The 14,727-nt window shown below is 73.9% G+C and carries 16 protein-coding genes and 1 pseudogene; 10 read left to right on the top strand and 7 right to left on the bottom strand.

Annotated elements, in window-relative coordinates; genetic code table 11:
• Positions 1-88: 88 nt before the first annotated feature.
• Positions 89-226 (top strand): hypothetical protein, encoded by a 138-nt coding sequence (locus ABD832_RS24830; RefSeq protein WP_344899452.1) that lies wholly within the window; start codon positions 89-91, stop codon positions 224-226.
• Positions 213-1,175, top strand: coding sequence for a tetratricopeptide repeat protein (locus tag ABD832_RS24825; protein WP_344899450.1), 963 nt, complete (start codon positions 213-215; stop codon positions 1,173-1,175). The genes ABD832_RS24830 and ABD832_RS24825 overlap by 14 nt, the downstream gene beginning before the upstream one ends.
• A gap of 150 nt (positions 1,176-1,325) precedes the next feature.
• Here ABD832_RS24825 and ABD832_RS24820 read toward each other — a convergent pair whose 3' ends face one another.
• Together ABD832_RS24820 and ABD832_RS24815 are read right to left on the bottom strand one after the other, a co-directional pair.
• Complete coding sequence (locus tag ABD832_RS24820; protein WP_344899448.1) at positions 1,326-1,943, bottom strand: hypothetical protein; 618 nt, start codon at positions 1,941-1,943, stop codon at positions 1,326-1,328.
• A 26-nt stretch (positions 1,944-1,969) separates the two neighbouring features.
• Complete coding sequence (locus tag ABD832_RS24815) at positions 1,970-2,968, bottom strand: lytic transglycosylase domain-containing protein (RefSeq protein WP_344899446.1); 999 nt, start codon at positions 2,966-2,968, stop codon at positions 1,970-1,972.
• 232 nt (positions 2,969-3,200) lie between these two features.
• Here ABD832_RS24815 and ABD832_RS24810 point away from each other — a divergent pair.
• Positions 3,201-3,365: pseudogene (locus tag ABD832_RS24810) on the top strand (VOC family protein); the annotation flags it as partial.
• A gap of 63 nt (positions 3,366-3,428) precedes the next feature.
• Here the strand turns inward: ABD832_RS24810 and ABD832_RS24805 are convergent.
• Both ABD832_RS24805 and ABD832_RS24800 read right to left on the bottom strand, forming a co-directional pair.
• On the bottom strand, positions 3,429-4,076 hold the full coding sequence (locus ABD832_RS24805; protein ID WP_344899444.1) for a response regulator: 648 nt from the start codon (positions 4,074-4,076) through the stop codon (positions 3,429-3,431).
• The gene (locus ABD832_RS24800) at positions 4,073-5,323 is read right to left on the bottom strand and encodes a sensor histidine kinase (RefSeq protein WP_344899442.1); all 1,251 of its coding nucleotides are present in this window, start codon (positions 5,321-5,323) and stop codon (positions 4,073-4,075) included. The genes ABD832_RS24805 and ABD832_RS24800 overlap by 4 nt, the downstream gene beginning before the upstream one ends.
• A gap of 337 nt (positions 5,324-5,660) precedes the next feature.
• On the opposite strand from ABD832_RS24800, the gene ABD832_RS24795 reads away from it, so the two are divergent.
• Positions 5,661-6,884 (top strand): hypothetical protein, encoded by a 1,224-nt coding sequence (locus ABD832_RS24795; protein WP_344899440.1) that lies wholly within the window; start codon positions 5,661-5,663, stop codon positions 6,882-6,884.
• A 120-nt stretch (positions 6,885-7,004) separates the two neighbouring features.
• Complete coding sequence (locus ABD832_RS24790) at positions 7,005-7,751, top strand: DUF429 domain-containing protein (protein ID WP_344899438.1); 747 nt, start codon at positions 7,005-7,007, stop codon at positions 7,749-7,751.
• A 238-nt stretch (positions 7,752-7,989) separates the two neighbouring features.
• Here the strand turns inward: ABD832_RS24790 and ABD832_RS24785 are convergent, their stop codons facing one another.
• Together ABD832_RS24785 and ABD832_RS24780 are read right to left on the bottom strand one after the other, a co-directional pair.
• Positions 7,990-9,090 carry a winged helix DNA-binding domain-containing protein gene (locus tag ABD832_RS24785; RefSeq protein WP_344899436.1) on the bottom strand — a complete coding sequence of 367 codons (1,101 nt, stop codon included), beginning with the start codon at positions 9,088-9,090 and terminating at the stop codon, positions 7,990-7,992.
• Positions 9,083-9,511: a nitroreductase family deazaflavin-dependent oxidoreductase gene (locus ABD832_RS24780; protein ID WP_344899435.1), complete on the bottom strand. Its 429-nt coding sequence runs from the start codon at positions 9,509-9,511 to the stop codon at positions 9,083-9,085. The genes ABD832_RS24785 and ABD832_RS24780 overlap by 8 nt, the downstream gene beginning before the upstream one ends.
• A gap of 196 nt (positions 9,512-9,707) precedes the next feature.
• Between ABD832_RS24780 and ABD832_RS24775 the strand changes: the two genes are divergently transcribed.
• Positions 9,708-10,607: a helix-turn-helix domain-containing protein gene (locus tag ABD832_RS24775; RefSeq protein ID WP_344899433.1), complete on the top strand. Its 900-nt coding sequence runs from the start codon at positions 9,708-9,710 to the stop codon at positions 10,605-10,607.
• Between the two features lie 331 nt (positions 10,608-10,938).
• Entirely contained in the window at positions 10,939-11,931 is a 993-nt protein-coding gene (locus ABD832_RS24770) for an SMP-30/gluconolactonase/LRE family protein (protein WP_344899431.1), read from the top strand.
• A gap of 153 nt (positions 11,932-12,084) precedes the next feature.
• Here ABD832_RS24770 and ABD832_RS24765 read toward each other — a convergent pair whose 3' ends face one another.
• Positions 12,085-12,567: a MerR family transcriptional regulator gene (locus ABD832_RS24765; RefSeq protein ID WP_344899429.1), complete on the bottom strand. Its 483-nt coding sequence runs from the start codon at positions 12,565-12,567 to the stop codon at positions 12,085-12,087.
• Positions 12,568-12,614: 47 nt separating this feature from the next.
• Here ABD832_RS24765 and ABD832_RS24760 point away from each other — a divergent pair, with 47 nt between their 5' ends.
• From ABD832_RS24760 to ABD832_RS24750, 3 genes are all read left to right on the top strand, one after another.
• A complete protein-coding gene (locus ABD832_RS24760) occupies positions 12,615-13,412 on the top strand; it encodes an MBL fold metallo-hydrolase (RefSeq protein ID WP_344899427.1) in 798 nt (265 codons plus the stop codon).
• Between the two features lie 109 nt (positions 13,413-13,521).
• Positions 13,522-13,971: an HIT family protein gene (locus ABD832_RS24755; RefSeq protein ID WP_344899425.1), complete on the top strand. Its 450-nt coding sequence runs from the start codon at positions 13,522-13,524 to the stop codon at positions 13,969-13,971.
• Positions 13,972-14,579: 608 nt separating this feature from the next.
• Positions 14,580-14,708 (top strand): DDE-type integrase/transposase/recombinase, encoded by a 129-nt coding sequence (locus tag ABD832_RS24750; protein ID WP_413224607.1) that lies wholly within the window; start codon positions 14,580-14,582, stop codon positions 14,706-14,708.
• Positions 14,709-14,727 lie beyond the last annotated feature (19 nt).

Below are 14,727 nucleotides of genomic sequence, written 5' to 3'. Positions count from 1 at the left end.
CCGCGCGTCGTGGCAGTCGTTCCCAAGCGATCCACAAGATCGCGCGGCCACGATGACGTCCGAGAGCAACACGACGGAAGGAGTGTTCATGCGTGTGATGAGACGCCTGGGGACCATGGCGGCGGCACTGGCCGTCCCGTTCCTCGTCGTTCTGATGAGCGACACGGCGACGGCGGAGGCCATCCGCATCGCCAACCACTGCGAACCGCCCCTTGACGCCGACTGAGCGGTTCACGCGGCTCGCCGGGTACCGCCGGATCAGGACGATCCGGCGGTACCTGCTCCGCGGGACCTACTGCTGCGGACGCGGCTGGTACGCCGAGGGGGAGCGGTGGGCCCGGCGGGCGGACGAGACCGTGCACCGGGTGGACCCCGCCGACCGGGCCGCGCTCCTGGTCGAGCTGGCCACGCTGTGGCACGGGCTCACCCGGTACGCGCGGGCGTACCGCTGCGCCCGGCAGGCGGTGGAACCGCTGACGCGGGCCCCCGCAGAGCCGCGGCGCGACCGCTCGCTCGCCGACGTGCTCGTCCTCCTGGGGGACGTCGCGCGCAGGGCGGCCCGGTACGCCGAGGCCGGGTCCCACCTGCACGAGGCGCTCGCCCTGGTGGAGGAGACCGACCACGTACGGCGGGCGACCGTCCTGCTGGCCCTGGGGGTGCTGGGCAAGGACACCGGCCGTCACGAGGAGGCCGAAGCCCGGTACCGGCAGGCGCTGTCCCACCTGGAACGGCACGGCGGGAGTCCCCTGATGGAGGCGGACGCCCTGCACAACCTCGCGGGACTCGCGCACGCCCGGGGCGCTCCGGGAGGGGAGGAGCACGCCAGGGCCGCGATCGAGATCCGGAGCAGGACGCTCGGACCGGCCCACCCGCAGGTCGCCGGGGACCTGGCGGTGCTCGGTGCCGTGCTCGCGGCCGAAGGCAGGCACGCCGAGGCCGAGGACGCGCTGAACCGTGCCCTGGACGTCTTCCGCGACCGCCTGGGGGCCGATCACTACGAGGTCGCGGTGTGCCAGGTGAACCTGGCGCGTCTGGACGCGCTCCAGGGGCGGGCCGGGGAGGCGGAACGGCGCTACCGGGAGGCGCTGTCCATCAAGCGCCTGGTGCTGGGCGACGACCATCCGGAGGTGGAACGGCTGGCCGCGGTGGTGGGAGCGACGTCCGGAGGGTCCTGACCGCTGCGGCGGGGACGGCCTGCGGGGGCTTTCGGCCACTGCGGTGGGGACGGCCTCCGAGAGGGCTCCCGGTGGCGGCGCCGGTCGCAGCGTCGGTCACGGCGCCGGTCGCGGTGGCGGGGACGACGCTCAGGGGCCGTGACCGCGGCGTCAGCCGCGCGGACGCCGGGACCGGGGCATCAGACCGGCGGCGCGGGCGGCGCGGTCCTCCTCGGGGGTGCCCCGGGCCCCGCCCGGCCTGGCGCGGACGACGTAGCGGAAGGGAAGCCCGCCGGGCATCGCGAGCATCCCGCCGAACCGGGTGTCACCGGCGAACCAGACCTCCCCGTCCGGCCGCGTCCCCTCACCGGGAGGGAGGAACGCGCACTGGGCCTGACCGTCCGGCCGCAGGAGCACGACCCGGTTCTGCCGGCCCCACCGCCGCCCTCCCTCCCGTCGGCCCTCCGAGGCGATCACCCGTACGGACTCGGTGGCGCAGGGCCACACCTGCCAGCCGTAGGTGGTCACGACCGCCCGTTCCAGGCGCCGGGCCCGGCGCCAGAGCAGCACCGGGGCGGCGGTCACCACAAGGACGATCGCGAGAGCCACGACGGCGGCCGACCCCGGCCCCCAGGTCACGGCCGCGACCACCAGCAGCACCGCCTCGGCGGCGAGCAGGGCGAACCCCAGGAGCAGCGGCCGTTCCCTGCGCCGCAGGATCTCCTCCACACCGGGGGTGTCCAGGGCCGCCCCGGGCAGCACCCGGTAACCGAACTCCTCGGCCAGCATCCCTCTCCCCGCCTTCCGCGATCCGGTCAGGGACCGGTGAGGCGACGGTCACCGCGGGTGGTGACCACGAACACCTGCCAGTTGTAGTACGCGTAGTAGTTCCTGACGTCCCGCTCGATCTGGCGCGCGTACAGCTGCACCGCGTCGACGTAGGCGTAGGAGTGGTTGTACGCGTACAGGGCACGCCGGTAGTCGCGCGGCGCCCCCGAGGCGCGCAGGTAGTTGGCCGCGGCCAGCAGGGCGTCCCGGGTGTCCTGGATGTCGCCGCCCATCCCGTACGCGTCCCAGGTGCGCGGCATGAACTGCATCGGCCCCTTGGCGCCGGTGTGGCTCGGCGACCTCACGCGGCCGAACTTGGTCTCGACGAACATGACCGCCGCGAGCACCTCCCAGTCCACCTTGAAGCGGCGCTCGGCGTGCTTGAACTGGGCGAGCAGGAAATCGGCGGGCTTGGCCGGCTGGACGCGGAACTTCGCCGCGCCGCTGATCGGCTTGACCAGGGAGAGCAGGTTGCGTCCGGCCGTCACGTTGGCCTTCGCCTCGGCGGCCAGCGCCTTGGGCAGCCGGGCGTAGGTGCGGGAGGCGACCTTCTGGTTGCGGACCAGGTGACGGTAGATGCGCTGCTGGTGCAGGGTCAGCAGCACCACCGGCTCGGGAGGGTTCCCCCTGCCCGGGTCGCCGTCGCGCCTCCAGTCGTCGATGGCGCGCCGGAGCCGCGTGGTGGTCGTGGTCAGGGAGCGGGCCAGCGCGGCCGGGTCGGTGGGGATCGCCACGTCCGGCGCGGGCGGGGCCGGTACCTGCCCGGCGGCCTGCTCGGCCGGAGGCGTCGTCTCGCCGGGGGGCGCCGTTGCGGCCCGTCCCGTGCCGGTGGCGGGGTCCGTGCCGGCCGGCTCCGTCCGCGACGGTTCGGGGGCCGAGCCCGCCGCCCGGTCGCCGGAGGCCGGTGCGGTGGCACCCTGCGACGCGGTGCAGCCGGAGAGCGCGGTGGTCAGGGCGAGGGTGAGGGCGCCGAGCGAGGCGACCACCGGCCTGCCCCGCGACCGGCCCGTCCGCGACGTCCCGCGGCCCGGAGGGTCCTGCCGCGTCTCGTGGTCAGGAAGGCTGTGCCGCACCCCGTGGTCCAAGAGGTTCCGCTGAGCGAGTGTGACCCTCCCGCTCGGCCGGTGGTCACGTCCCGTCGGTGCGGTCTCCGCATGCTGATCCTTCACCGGGCCCAACGTACCCGAGCGAGGGCCGTGGGAGGGGGTGGGAGATGACCCGGACATGAGCATCGAGGTGGAGGACGTGGACGCCGCCTACGCGGTCATGCGCGAGCGCGGCGCCGAGATCGTGCACCCGTTGCAGGACGAGGAGTGGGGCGTCCGCAGGTTCTTCGTCCGCGACCCGGACGGCCGCGTGGTCAACGTCCTGGGACACACGTGACCCACCCGGGGTGATCTCGGCGAGGACGGATCCGAAGGTACGGAACCCGCGGGCGGCTCGGACTCACGACCGCCGGTGGCCGGTCTCCCACGCCCAGGCGGCGATGCCCACCCGGTTGCGGACGCCCAGCTTGCGCTGGATGTGGGCCAGATGGGTCTTGACGGTGCCCGGCGTGATGTAGAGCTCGGCACCGATCTCCGGGTTGGTCCGGCCGTCCGCGACCAGCGACACGATGTCGAGCTCCCGGTCGGTGAGCGGCGACGGGGCCTCCGGCGCGTCCCGCACACCGGACAGCTGCCGCAGCAGCCGTACCGTCACCGACGGGCTGATCAGCGAGTCGCCCAGCATCGCGGCGCGGACGGCCTCGATCAGCAGCGCGGTCCCCGAGTGCTTGAGCAGGAAACCGCACGCGCCGTGGCGCAGCGCGGTGTGCACGTAGGCGTCCAGGTCGAAGGTGGTGACCACGACGACCCGCGTCACGACGGGGGCGTCGGGCGCGCACAGGATCCGGGTCAGCTCCAGCCCGTCCATCCGCGGCATCCGGATGTCGGCGATCACCACGTCCGGCCGCAGCCTCTCGGCCAGCTCCAGCGCCTCGACCCCGTCGGCGGCCTGCCCGACGACGTCGATGTCCGGCGCGGAGTTCAGGATCGTGCGGAACCCGAACCTGACCCGTTCCTCGTCGTCGGCGACGAGCACCCGGATGGTCACGGCGCCGGCTCCGTCACGTCGCCGGGGGACCCTTCGGCCGCGTCGCCGGGGGACCCTTCGACACCCGCGGGGAGGCATGCGCGCACCTGCCAGCCGCCCGGCGGCAGGGGACCGGCGGAGAACGTACCGCCGAGCGCCTCGACCCGCTCCGCCAGCCCGGCCAGCCCGATCCCGCTGTGCCGCCTGCCCGCGGGGTCGCGGACGCCGCCCCACCGGTCGCCGGACTCGCGGGCGCCCGGCCGGTCATCGGATTCGCGCTGTCCCCGATCCGCGTCCGGGGCCCGGTCGGTCACCGTCAGCGAGATCCCCTCGGCGGACCGGCGGAGCGTCACGGTGACCGTCGCGCCCGGGGCGGCATGGCGGCGTACGTTGGTCAGCGACTCGACCACCACCCGGTACACGGTCGTGTCGACCTGACGGCTCAGGCCCGCGCCGAGCCCGGGGTCCGTCTCCAGCTCGATCGGGCCCGTGCCCGAACCGGCGTACCGCCGGACGAGCTCCGGCAGGTCGGCCACGCAGGGTGACGTCGTACGGGATCCGGCGGTGCCCTCCTCCAGCTCGCGCAGCACCCGGATCGTGCCGTCCATCGAGGCCAGCGCGTGGGTGCCGTCGGCCTCGATCCGCTGCAGCATCCGGGCGGCCTCCTCGGGGTCGGTGCGCAGCAGCACCTGCGCGGCCTGCGCCTGGATGACCATGGCGCTGACGTCGTGGGCGACGAAGTCGTGCAGGTCGGTGGCCAGCCGCAGGCGCTGTGCCCGCCGCGCGTGACGCACCGACCGGACCCGGTGCGCGTCGAGCCAGCGCAGGTACCCGCCGGCTCCCGCGCCGACGAACGCGGCCAGCGACCAGAACGCGCAGATCGCGGCGAGCTCCCACCCGGGCGCCGCCGCCAGGCCGGTGATCGGGATGCCCAGGAACGCCATGGCGAGCACCGCGAGCACACCGGCGGCCACGGCCTGCGCGACGGGCGCCCAGCGGCAGGCCAGCGCGACGAGGATCATCATCGCCAGGGTGTGCAGCAGCGGCCAGGGACCGCCACCGGCCCTGACCGGGCCGGTGAACCAGACCGTGGTGGCGACGAGCGAGACCAGCGACACCGTGCCGGAGGCGACGGCGACGAACCGGCGGGTACGGGGCCGGCCGGCCGCGATCACGCCCACCGTGCCCAGCGCCAGCACGGCGGGCAGCACGTGCGGCAGACCGGCGTGCGGGCGCAGCACCGCGGCCAGGGCGAGGAGCGCCCCCACAGCACCGGCCGGCACCCCCGCCCGTACGGCCAGGCGGCCGGCACCCGGTCGTCCCCGATCGTCATCGGATCGTCCCCGGCCGGCACCCGCTCCTCTCCGGCTGGCACCGGATCGCCTCTGTTCGTCACCGGATCGCCCTCGGCCGGCACCCGGACGTCCCGGGTCGTCGCCGGATCGTCCCTGGTCGGCGGTCGTCGGGGTGGTCGGCACGAGCCTCACCCTAGGTCACCCGCGGCCCTCGCCGCGTCTGCCGATCGGGGGATATCCCGCGGGCCGTACCGGGCGGGAGGCTCGACCCGTGACCGCCCCGCCGGGGCGGCAGAACCGAGGAGCCGTGATGTCCCACCCGACCCCCTCAGGCCGCGCCGCCGCGCACGAGCCGACGCGCCCGCCGGAGAGATCGACAGGGGGGACCCGGGCGTCCGCGACCGGGATCGAGACCGGCGGGAGGCGTCACGACCACCCGGCGGACCGGCGCTCGGTGCTCGTCGCGTGGGCGGCGGCGCTGTGGTGCCTCGTCTACGGATCCCTGGGCGTGTACTGGGCGTCCGGCGGAGCGGGCTTCCCGTTCGGCCCCTCCGACACGAACGCCGCGAACATGGGCAGCTGGCTGGCCGCCGCGACACCGGGCCCCACCGGCGCCGTCATCGCCGTCGGATGCGCGGCGGGGGTGGTGGCCGCGCTGGCGGCGGTGATGCCGTGGGGACGGAGGCTGCCGCGCCGGCCGCTCGCCGGCGTGCTGTTCGTCCTCGCGACGCCCCTGCTGCTCGCGGCCCCGGACGTCCGCATCCTGCAGAACCTCGCCTACTCGCTGTTCGGGAACGTGAGCCTGATCGACTGGCCGGTTCTCAACCAGGCGCTGTGCGTGGCCGGGGGCATCCTGCTCGCCGCCACCGCGACGCGGGTCCTGCGCCGCCGCCCCTGCCCCGCCTGCGGCCGCCCGCCCGCCGACCCGGACGACCGGCGGCGCTGGACACGGATCGGCCGGTGGGCCACCGCCGTGGCGGTGCTGGCACCGCTGCCGTACGCGGCGCAGCGGGCGGCCTGGAACCTGGGCATCCCGCTCGGGGTGGACGAGGCGTTCGTCCAGGCACTGGCCACCGACTTCCAGTCGAAGGGGCTCGGCCCGATCCTGATGTACAGCCTGACGCTGGGCGCGGTCGGCGGGGCGCTGCTGACGACCGGGCTGTCCATGAGCTGGGGGGAGACCTTCCCGCGCTGGGTGCCCTACCTCGGCGGACGCCGGGTACCGGTGACGATGGCCGTGATCCCGGCGACGGTGGTGACGGTCGCGGTGACCGTGGCCGGGCTGGCGGTGTGGCGATGGGCCCTCCTCGAAGGGGAGGTCGACGGCTCCGCCGTGCCGGGCCTGCTGTGGGTGCCGTGGGGGATCGCGCTGGGCGTGGCCACCCTCGCCTACCACCGGCGCCGCCGGAACACCTGCCCCGGCCAGCCCGACTGCCCCGGCCGTCTCGACCCCGTCGACCCGCCCGACCCGTCCGGCCCTCCCGGTCACCCCGGCGTCCTCGGCAGGTCCGATGATCCCGGCCTTCCCGGCTGACCCGGTCACCCCGGTCACCCTGGTCATTCCGGCGTCCTCGTCCGGTCCGATGGTTCCCGCCTCTCCGGCTGACCCGGCCTCCTCGTCCGCCCGCCGGACGAGCCCATCTATCGTGGACAGATGCTCACGGTCGGGGTCGATCTCGCGGCGGAGGCGGTCAGGACGGCCGTGGCATGGCTCGACTGGTCCGCGGACGGTGCCCGTGTCGGCCGGATCGAGATCCAGGCGGACGACGACATGATCGTCGAGGCTCTCATGCGCGCGGACAAGGCCGGTGTCGACTGCCCCATCGGCTGGCCGGACGCGTTCGTCGACTTCGTCGTCGCCCACCGCGCCGGGCACGTCCGGGTGCCCGCAGGCGTCGCCGGGCGGGACTGGCGCAGGAACCTCGCCCTCCGGGTGACCGACCGGGTGGTCCGCGACCTGACCGGCCTCACCCCGCTGAGCGTCTCCGCCGACCGGATCGGCCACACCGCCATGCGCTGCGCGGGCCTGCTGGCCGAGCTCGCCCGGCGCGGCCGTCCGGCCGACCGCCGCGGCGACGGCGTCGTGGTGGAGGTCTACCCCGCGGCCTCGCTCAGGCGGTGGGGACTTCCCTTCCGCGGCTACAAACGCTCCGCCAACCTCGCGGCCCTCGGGGACCTGGTGGACGCCCTACGGGAAGCGGCGCCCTGGCTCGACCTCGGCCCGTACGAGCGCGTCTGCCGCGCCTCCGACGACGCCACGGACGCCGTCGTCGCCGCCCTCACCGCCCGCGCCGCGTCGCTGGGCCTGGCGACCGTCCCGACGGGGGAGCAGGCCGGGCCCGCCCGCACCGAGGGCTGGATCGCCCTGCCCACCACGCCTCTGCGCGATCTGCACGGGTAGGGCCGGTTCGTCCCACGGCCATGGCTCCGCCACGTCTCCGCGTGAGCTGCACGGGTGATGGGCGCCTTGCCTCCCGCGGCTCCGCACGGGCCACAGGGGTGAAACGCCACAGCCCACCGGAGAGCGCGCTCGCTCCCTCCGCTCATCCGGCGACCTCACCACCCCTTCCCGGTCGATGCCGTTCAGGACGGGCCCCGGCGCCTCACCACGTCGAAACAGCATCGCGTCGGGAAGCGGCTCACCAGGGAGCGGCGACGCGGACGGCGTGGGTGTCGGCGGGGGCGAGGAAGCGCAGCAGACGCTCGCCCTCCGCCTCGGTCTCGTCACGGTGGCGGGCGGTGAGCGGGGCGAACGGGGTGACGGTGAGGATCGTGGTGCCGCGTTCGCGGGCGGTCGCCCAGGTGGCCGCGACCGTCCCGTCGACAAGGACCGGGCCGGGAACCGGGCCGTGCTCGGGCCAGGCGCGCCTGACCTGCTCGGGATCGAGGGAGCCCATGCGGCCGCGGTCGGCGAAGGAGAGCAGCACGTTGTCGTAGTCGTACAGGAACCTGACCGGGGCCGGGGTGTCCTCGGCGGGCCGCGGCGCGTCCGGCAGGTCGTACAGCTCCCCGCCCTGCTCGTTGCGGAAGACCCGCAGATCCATCGGCTCGATGACCTCGCGCAGCCGGGTGAGCCCGCAGTGGGCCTGCACGTCCATGACGGTGGCGGGCCCGAACGCGGCGAGGTAGCGGGCCACGAAGTCCTCGACGGAGGGGGCCGCCTCCTGTGGCGCGCCCAGCCAGTGCTCGGCGCTGGTGTGGGCGATCGGGCCGCTCCGGCCCCACATGCCGCGGGGCGGGACCTGGACCAGGGCGACCCTGGCCCGTACGACCTGGGCGAGGGCCGCGGCGTCGCGGCCGGGGAACAGCGCGGCGAGCTCCTTGCCGAGCGCGCCGAAGGTCATCGGCCGCTCCTCCAGGAGCTCGCGGCCCGCGGCGGCGACCGCGTCGAGGTCGAGGTCGCGCAGGTGCCTGCCGAACGCGCCCTGGGTGACGCGCCCGATGACCGGTTCGACCAGCGGCCGCCAGCGCAGGCAGTCGCGCGCGGTGACCAGGTGGATGGTCGACCGCATCAGGGCGATCCTCACCAGTGTCCGGTCCTCCAGCAGACCGGCCGCCCGCTCGGGGTCGAAGTCCCGGATCCGGGACCACAGGCCGACGTACCACGTGTGCGGGGTCTGGGCCTGGAGCCCGGCGACCCGCTCGACCATCTCCGGCACCGGCAGCGCCGACCGCTCCAGCAACGACTGCCTCGCCAGGGTCGCCCGGTTGAGCGCACGCAGGGTCAGCACCTCAGGCATGTTCGAGGATCACCACCGGGATGTCGCGCGCGGTCTTGCGCCGGTAGTCGGCGTACTCACCGTGGATCCCCACCATCTGCTCCCACAGCGCGGGCTTCTCCGCGGCGGTCGCGGTCCGCGCGACGGCGGCGAACACCTGGGCCTCCACCTGCACCTCGACCTGCGGCAGGGCCAGGATGTTGTGGTACCACAGCGGGTGGTCGTCGGCCCCGCCGTTGGAGGCGACGACCACGTAGGCGTCGCCGTCGCGACCGTAGATCAGCGGGGTCCGCCGCTTCAGCCCGGACCTGCGCCCGACGGTGGTCAGCAGCAGGGTGGGCCTGCCGTGGTAGAGGTGGCCCTTCGCGCCGTTCGACTCGACGTAGGTACGGAGGTGCTTGGCGACCCAGCCCGTGGGAGAATCGATGATCTCGTCGCTCATGCCGCTCACGCTACCGGTGTACGGGGACATTTCCTGATACGCGCTCTTCCGGGGTTGAGACGCGCCGAGGCCGGAGGTGCCCGGTGGTGCTCGACCGGGTCCCCGGGACCCGTTGAAGGACGTCTCACACCCCCTCGGCGATCCCTACCCCGACGGGGTGAGGCACGGATCACCGGCCGTGCACATACTTGGTCCCATGAACGAGCACGGGCGACTCGCCGACTTCCTCCAGGCACGCCGTGGCCTGCTGCGGCCGGAGGACGTCGGGCTGCGGACCTACGGCGAGCGGCGCCGGGTGCCCGGGCTGCGGCGCGAGGAGCTCGCGATGCTCGCGGGCATCAGTGCGCCGTACTACACCCGCCTGGAACAGGGCCAGTCACGCAACGCCTCACGCGAGGTGCTCGACGCCATAGCGGGCGCCCTGCGGCTGGACGCGTCCGAGCGTGCCCATCTGCACGCCCTGGCCCGCGCGCCGGGACGAGGGCCCGCGAGCAGGCCGCGTCCCGAACGCGTCAGCCCGGCGACGAGGGCCCTGCTGGCGGCGTTCGGGAACACCCCCGCCGTCGTGATCGGCCGCCGTACCGACGTGCTGGCCTGGAACCGTCAGGGGCACGGGCTGTTCGCCGGTCACCTCGACCAGGACGGCCCGGACGACCCGGCTCGACGGCCGAGCATGGCCAGGCTGGTGTTCCTCGACGCGCACACCCGTGAGCTGTACGCCGACTGGCCCGCCAAGGCCAGGGCCGTGGTGGGGAACCTCCGCCTGACGGCCGGGCGCCACCCGGACGATCCGCTGCTGGCCGGGCTGATCGGCGAGCTGACCGTGAACAGCCCGGAGTTCGCCACGATGTGGGCCGACCACCGGGTTCTGGCCTGCGACGTCGCCGACTACGAGATGCGCCACCCCCTGGTCGGGACGCTGACGGTCACCCAGCAGACGCTGCGGAGCCCGCAGGGGGACGGCCCGGCCCTGGTGGTGGCCACGGCCGATCCCGGCTCCCCCTCCGCGACGGCCCTGACCCTTCTCTCCCACATCACCGCGCCACCGGAAACACCCCGGCCGCGCCACGACACCGACACCCGTACCACCACCTGATCCGCACCCGTCCTGACCCGCACTTCTTATCGGTCGGCCCGGCCACGCCAAGAGGCCGGTCCTCCCCGTTCTTTCAAGCCTCTCGACAAGGAACGCCCCTGACCCGGGCGTCTCCCGGCCTCCGCGCTCCTCGACCACGGCCCCCTTCGACCACAGGGCCCTTCGACCACGGGTCCTCTGACCACGACGCCCTTCGACCGAAGAGCCTCCTCGACCACGGCGCCTCCCGATCACGGCGTCCTTCGACCGAAGAGCCCCCCTCGGCCCCCAGTACCTCCCGATCACGGCGCCGCGCCGCGGACGCCGCATGCCCGAGAACAGTGAAGGAACCATGTCCCAGCGAAGCATCAAGATCACGACCTCGGCCGTTCTGATGGCCGCCGCCACCCTGACGGCCGCCACCCCGGCGGGTGCGACGTCCACCCCGGCCGGCGCGGCGTCCACCGACGGGCCGCTGACGGACGTGCGGATCGCCACCCACTTCGACCTGTCCACGGGCCAGATGCCGGAGAACATCGCCCTGCTGCCCGACGGCACGGTGAACGTCACCTTCGCCGCCGGCCGGCAGGTGGCCCAGGTCACTCCCCGGGGCACGACGCGGATCCTGGCGACGCTGCCCGCGCCCGCCGACGGCGGAACCGGCACGCCGGTCCTCGGCTTCCCCCTGGCCACCGGCATCGTCCGTACCCCGGACGGCACGGTCTACGTGCTGTACGCGACCGGCACGGCCGATCTGACGGGGCTGTGGCGGATGCGGCCCGGCCGGGCCCCGAAGCGCATCGCCGCGCTGCCCGCGAACGGCCTGCCCAACGGGCTGGCCCTGGACGGGCGCGGCGAGCGGCTCTACGTCACCGACTCGGTGCTCGGCACCGTGTGGACCGTCCCCGTCACCGGTGGCACCCCCACCGCGTGGTCCACCGCCCCCGAACTCTCCTCGACCGGTTTCCTCGGGGCCAACGGCGCGAAGGTGCACCGCGGCGCGCTGTGGGTGAGCAACCTCGACCGGGGCACCCTCCTGCGCATCCCGATCCGTCCCGGGAACCGGGCGGGAACGCCGCAGGTCAAGGCGTCGGGCATGATCGGGATCGACGACTTCGCCTTCACCGGCCGCGGGGACGAGGTCCTCGCCGCCCTCAACGCCCCCAACACGGTCGTACGCGTCCGCGCCGACGGCACCGTCACCACCGTCCTGGACGCCGGCGACGGACTCCAGAACCCCACCTCGGTCGCGCTGCGCGGCAGGGAGGTGTACGTGCTCAGCGCCGCCTACACCACGGCCACCGACCCCAACCTGCTGCGCGCACGCCTGCACGACCACCGATAGGTCGTCCCGGGCCCGCGCTCTGAGATCAAACCGGTCCACGGGCCGCACGGATGGGCCCCGCCCATCAGCTCCGCGACCGGCCGGCTCACGGCCCGTGGTCCCGGGAACGTCCCCGGGGTCGCGGCCGTGCGGACCCGTCGGCACGACGAGATGTCACTCCCCGGCCCCGGTCCGGGCGCGGCCCGCGGACGCCGCCACACCTGCCAGCCGTCGCCCGTCCGGCCGGGCCCTGCCGGTGACCGGGGGCACGGGGCCCTTGAACGTGCGCTTGAAGTCGGGACACGCCACGAGCGGTTCGTGCATGCACGTCGAGGCATGGTGGAGACCGTCGCGCATCCGGGTGAGCCGGGCGATGTCCTCCTCCAGCTCCCGCGCCTTCTCCGCCATCCGCGCGCGCAGCCCGGTGTCGTCGGGCGTGGCCACCAGGAACCGGGCGATCTCGGCGATCGTGAACCCGGCGCCGCGGGCGCAGGCGATGAGCGCGAGACGATCGAGAACGTCGGGCCGGTAGGTACGGCGCAGGCCGTTGCGACCCGACGAGGCGACGAGGCCTCTCTTCTCGTAGAACCGCAGCGCCGAAGGCGCCAGCCCGGAACGCTCGGCCACCTCGGCGATGTCCAGCAGCGGCTCGGCCACCGTACCTCCTTGACTTGAATCGCGCTTCAAGTCACACACTAGCCGCCATGAACATCCACCACCTCAACTGCGGGTCCGTACGGCAGATCGAGGCCACCTACGACGGCCCGGCCCCCGCCCACGCCGTCAACCACTGTCTGCTGGTCGAGACCGACTCCGACGGCCTGGTCCTCGTCGAGACCGGCCTCGGCCTCGGCGACATCCGCGACCCGGGCGACACCCTCGGCTCCGACTGGGTCGAGATGGCGCAACCCGTGCTGGACGAGGAGGAGACCGCCGTCCGCCAGGTCGTCCGGCTGGGACACTCACCCGGCGACGTACGCCACATCATCGTGACCCACCTCGACGTCGACCACTGCGGCGGCCTGCCCGACTTCCCGGACGCCCAGGTCCACGTCCTCGCCGCGGAGCTCGAAGCGGCGACCACCGAGGCGCCCAGCTTCCGCTACCGCCCGGCCCACTGGGTACACGGCCCCAGGTGGGTCCCCTATACCCCCGAGCCGGGCGAGGAGTGGTTCGGGTTCACCTCCGTCCAGCCCAAGGGCCTGCCGCCGGAGATCCGGCTGGTCCCGCTCGGCGGTCACACCGCAGGCCACACCGGAGTGGCCGTGCGCGACGGCGATCGCTGGCTCCTGCACTGCGGCGACGCCTACTACTACCACCGGGAACTCGACGAGAACCCGCACCCGCACCCCCTGCTCGACATCGTGCAGACCGGCTCGGAGGTCCACCGCGACCTCAGGCTCGGCACCCAGGCCCGGTTGCGCGAGCTCGTCCGCGACCACGGCGACGAGGTCTCGGTCATCAGCGCCCACGATCCGTGGGAACTGGCCCGCTACCTCTGACCTGCTCTGCCCCTGACCTCCGCGCGGCCGGAACGCGACCGGTCCGGCCCCGACCCCCGTCCTGGTCCCGGCCCCGCGGTTCCGGTCCCCGCCCGTACCATCGGGCCTCATGACGATGCCCGCGGACTGCTACACCTGCGAGCGGGAAGCGCACTTCGGCGCGCTGCCACCGTGGGAGAGGATCGCGTTCGACGAGCACTGGCGGGTCGCCCACGCGATCGGCACGGCTCTGCCGGGGTGGCTGGTGCTGGTCCCGCGCCGCCATGTCACGGAGATCGCCGCCCTGACCGACGTGGAGGCCGCCGGGCTCGGCACCTGGCAGGTCCGGCTGTCGCGGGCGCTGCACGAGGTGACCGGCTGCGCCAAGACGTACGTGGTGCAGTTCGCCGAGCTGGAGGGTTTCCACCACGTGCACTTCCACATCGTGCCGCGCATGGGCGACCTGCCACGCGAGTCGCGCGGCCGCGGGGTCTTCGACCTGCTGGGCCGTACGGGCGACGACGCCGTCCCCGCCGAACGGATGGACGAGACGGCCCTCGCGCTCGCCCGCCTCCTGTGACGGCCGGGACCTTTCAGGAGGCACTGCTCGGCCGGTTTCGGTACGCCTTCGCGGAGCCAGGTCTGTCTGGGGGGCGCTCACTGCGCTGGCCGAGAACCGCTTTGTGCTGCACTACGTGTACTGGCTGCAGGGACGATAACGAGTGCGCCCGCTCGACCAGGCCGAGCGGGCGCTGTCGCTCTTCACCGAGCTCGACGACCCACCCCGGGCGCCCGCGCGGGGGACTGGTACCACTCGTGGTCAAGCAACGCATCGCCGAACTGGAGACCGAACTGCAGGCCAGCCCTGCTCGATCGAGCTGGTGCGAGAGGTGGCGCTCCAAGTAGGCGGTTCGAAGCCATCGCGGTCGAGGTTGTCTCCCGGCCCGCTTGACTGACCGACCTGACCACTCAGGGGCATGCCGACTCCCTGAGCACCTACGGTGCCCTCCGTGTACACGCCGAGTCGCGGCTGGGCCACGGCGTGCCGCTCAGCCACGGCGCGTGGTACTCCTGATGCACCACCCGGGCTGACCGGGGTTACCGGCCGACCCGGGTGGCGTTGGTCCACGTCCGTTCAGATAACCACAACCTGGTCGACCCCCACCTCTCCCAAAGCGAGTCGAACCAGTGTGGGTCATCGACATCACCGAACGTCCCACCCGCCAGGGCAAGGTGTACTGCGCCGTGGTGCTGGACGCCTACTCACGCCGAGTCGTCGGCCGGTCCATCGACTCGTCTCCACCGCCGCGTTGGTGACAATGCGCTCGGTATGACC

Source organism: Streptosporangium longisporum (assembly GCF_039534895.1).
Lineage (GTDB): Bacteria > Actinomycetota > Actinomycetes > Streptosporangiales > Streptosporangiaceae > Streptosporangium > Streptosporangium longisporum.
The sequence above is the reverse complement of the archived record's forward strand: the minus strand, read 5'-3'. Positions and strand labels throughout refer to the sequence as shown.

What these genes read in the sequence shown, in the direction of transcription:
- ABD832_RS24830 (WP_344899452.1), top strand. Translation starts at nt 89, where the DNA reads ATGCGTGTGATGAGACGCCTGGGGACCATGGCGGCGGCACTGGCCGTC.
- ABD832_RS24820 (WP_344899448.1), bottom strand. Translation starts at nt 1,943, where the DNA reads ATGCTGGCCGAGGAGTTCGGTTACCGGGTGCTGCCCGGGGCGGCCCTG.
- ABD832_RS24795 (WP_344899440.1), top strand. Translation starts at nt 5,661, where the DNA reads ATGTCCCACCCGACCCCCTCAGGCCGCGCCGCCGCGCACGAGCCGACG.
- ABD832_RS24790 (WP_344899438.1), top strand. Translation starts at nt 7,005, where the DNA reads ATGCTCACGGTCGGGGTCGATCTCGCGGCGGAGGCGGTCAGGACGGCC.
- ABD832_RS24785 (WP_344899436.1), bottom strand. Translation starts at nt 9,090, where the DNA reads ATGCCTGAGGTGCTGACCCTGCGTGCGCTCAACCGGGCGACCCTGGCG.
- ABD832_RS24780 (WP_344899435.1), bottom strand. Translation starts at nt 9,511, where the DNA reads ATGAGCGACGAGATCATCGATTCTCCCACGGGCTGGGTCGCCAAGCAC.
- ABD832_RS24775 (WP_344899433.1), top strand. Translation starts at nt 9,708, where the DNA reads ATGAACGAGCACGGGCGACTCGCCGACTTCCTCCAGGCACGCCGTGGC.
- ABD832_RS24770 (WP_344899431.1), top strand. Translation starts at nt 10,939, where the DNA reads ATGTCCCAGCGAAGCATCAAGATCACGACCTCGGCCGTTCTGATGGCC.
- ABD832_RS24760 (WP_344899427.1), top strand. Translation starts at nt 12,615, where the DNA reads ATGAACATCCACCACCTCAACTGCGGGTCCGTACGGCAGATCGAGGCC.
- ABD832_RS24755 (WP_344899425.1), top strand. Translation starts at nt 13,522, where the DNA reads ATGACGATGCCCGCGGACTGCTACACCTGCGAGCGGGAAGCGCACTTC.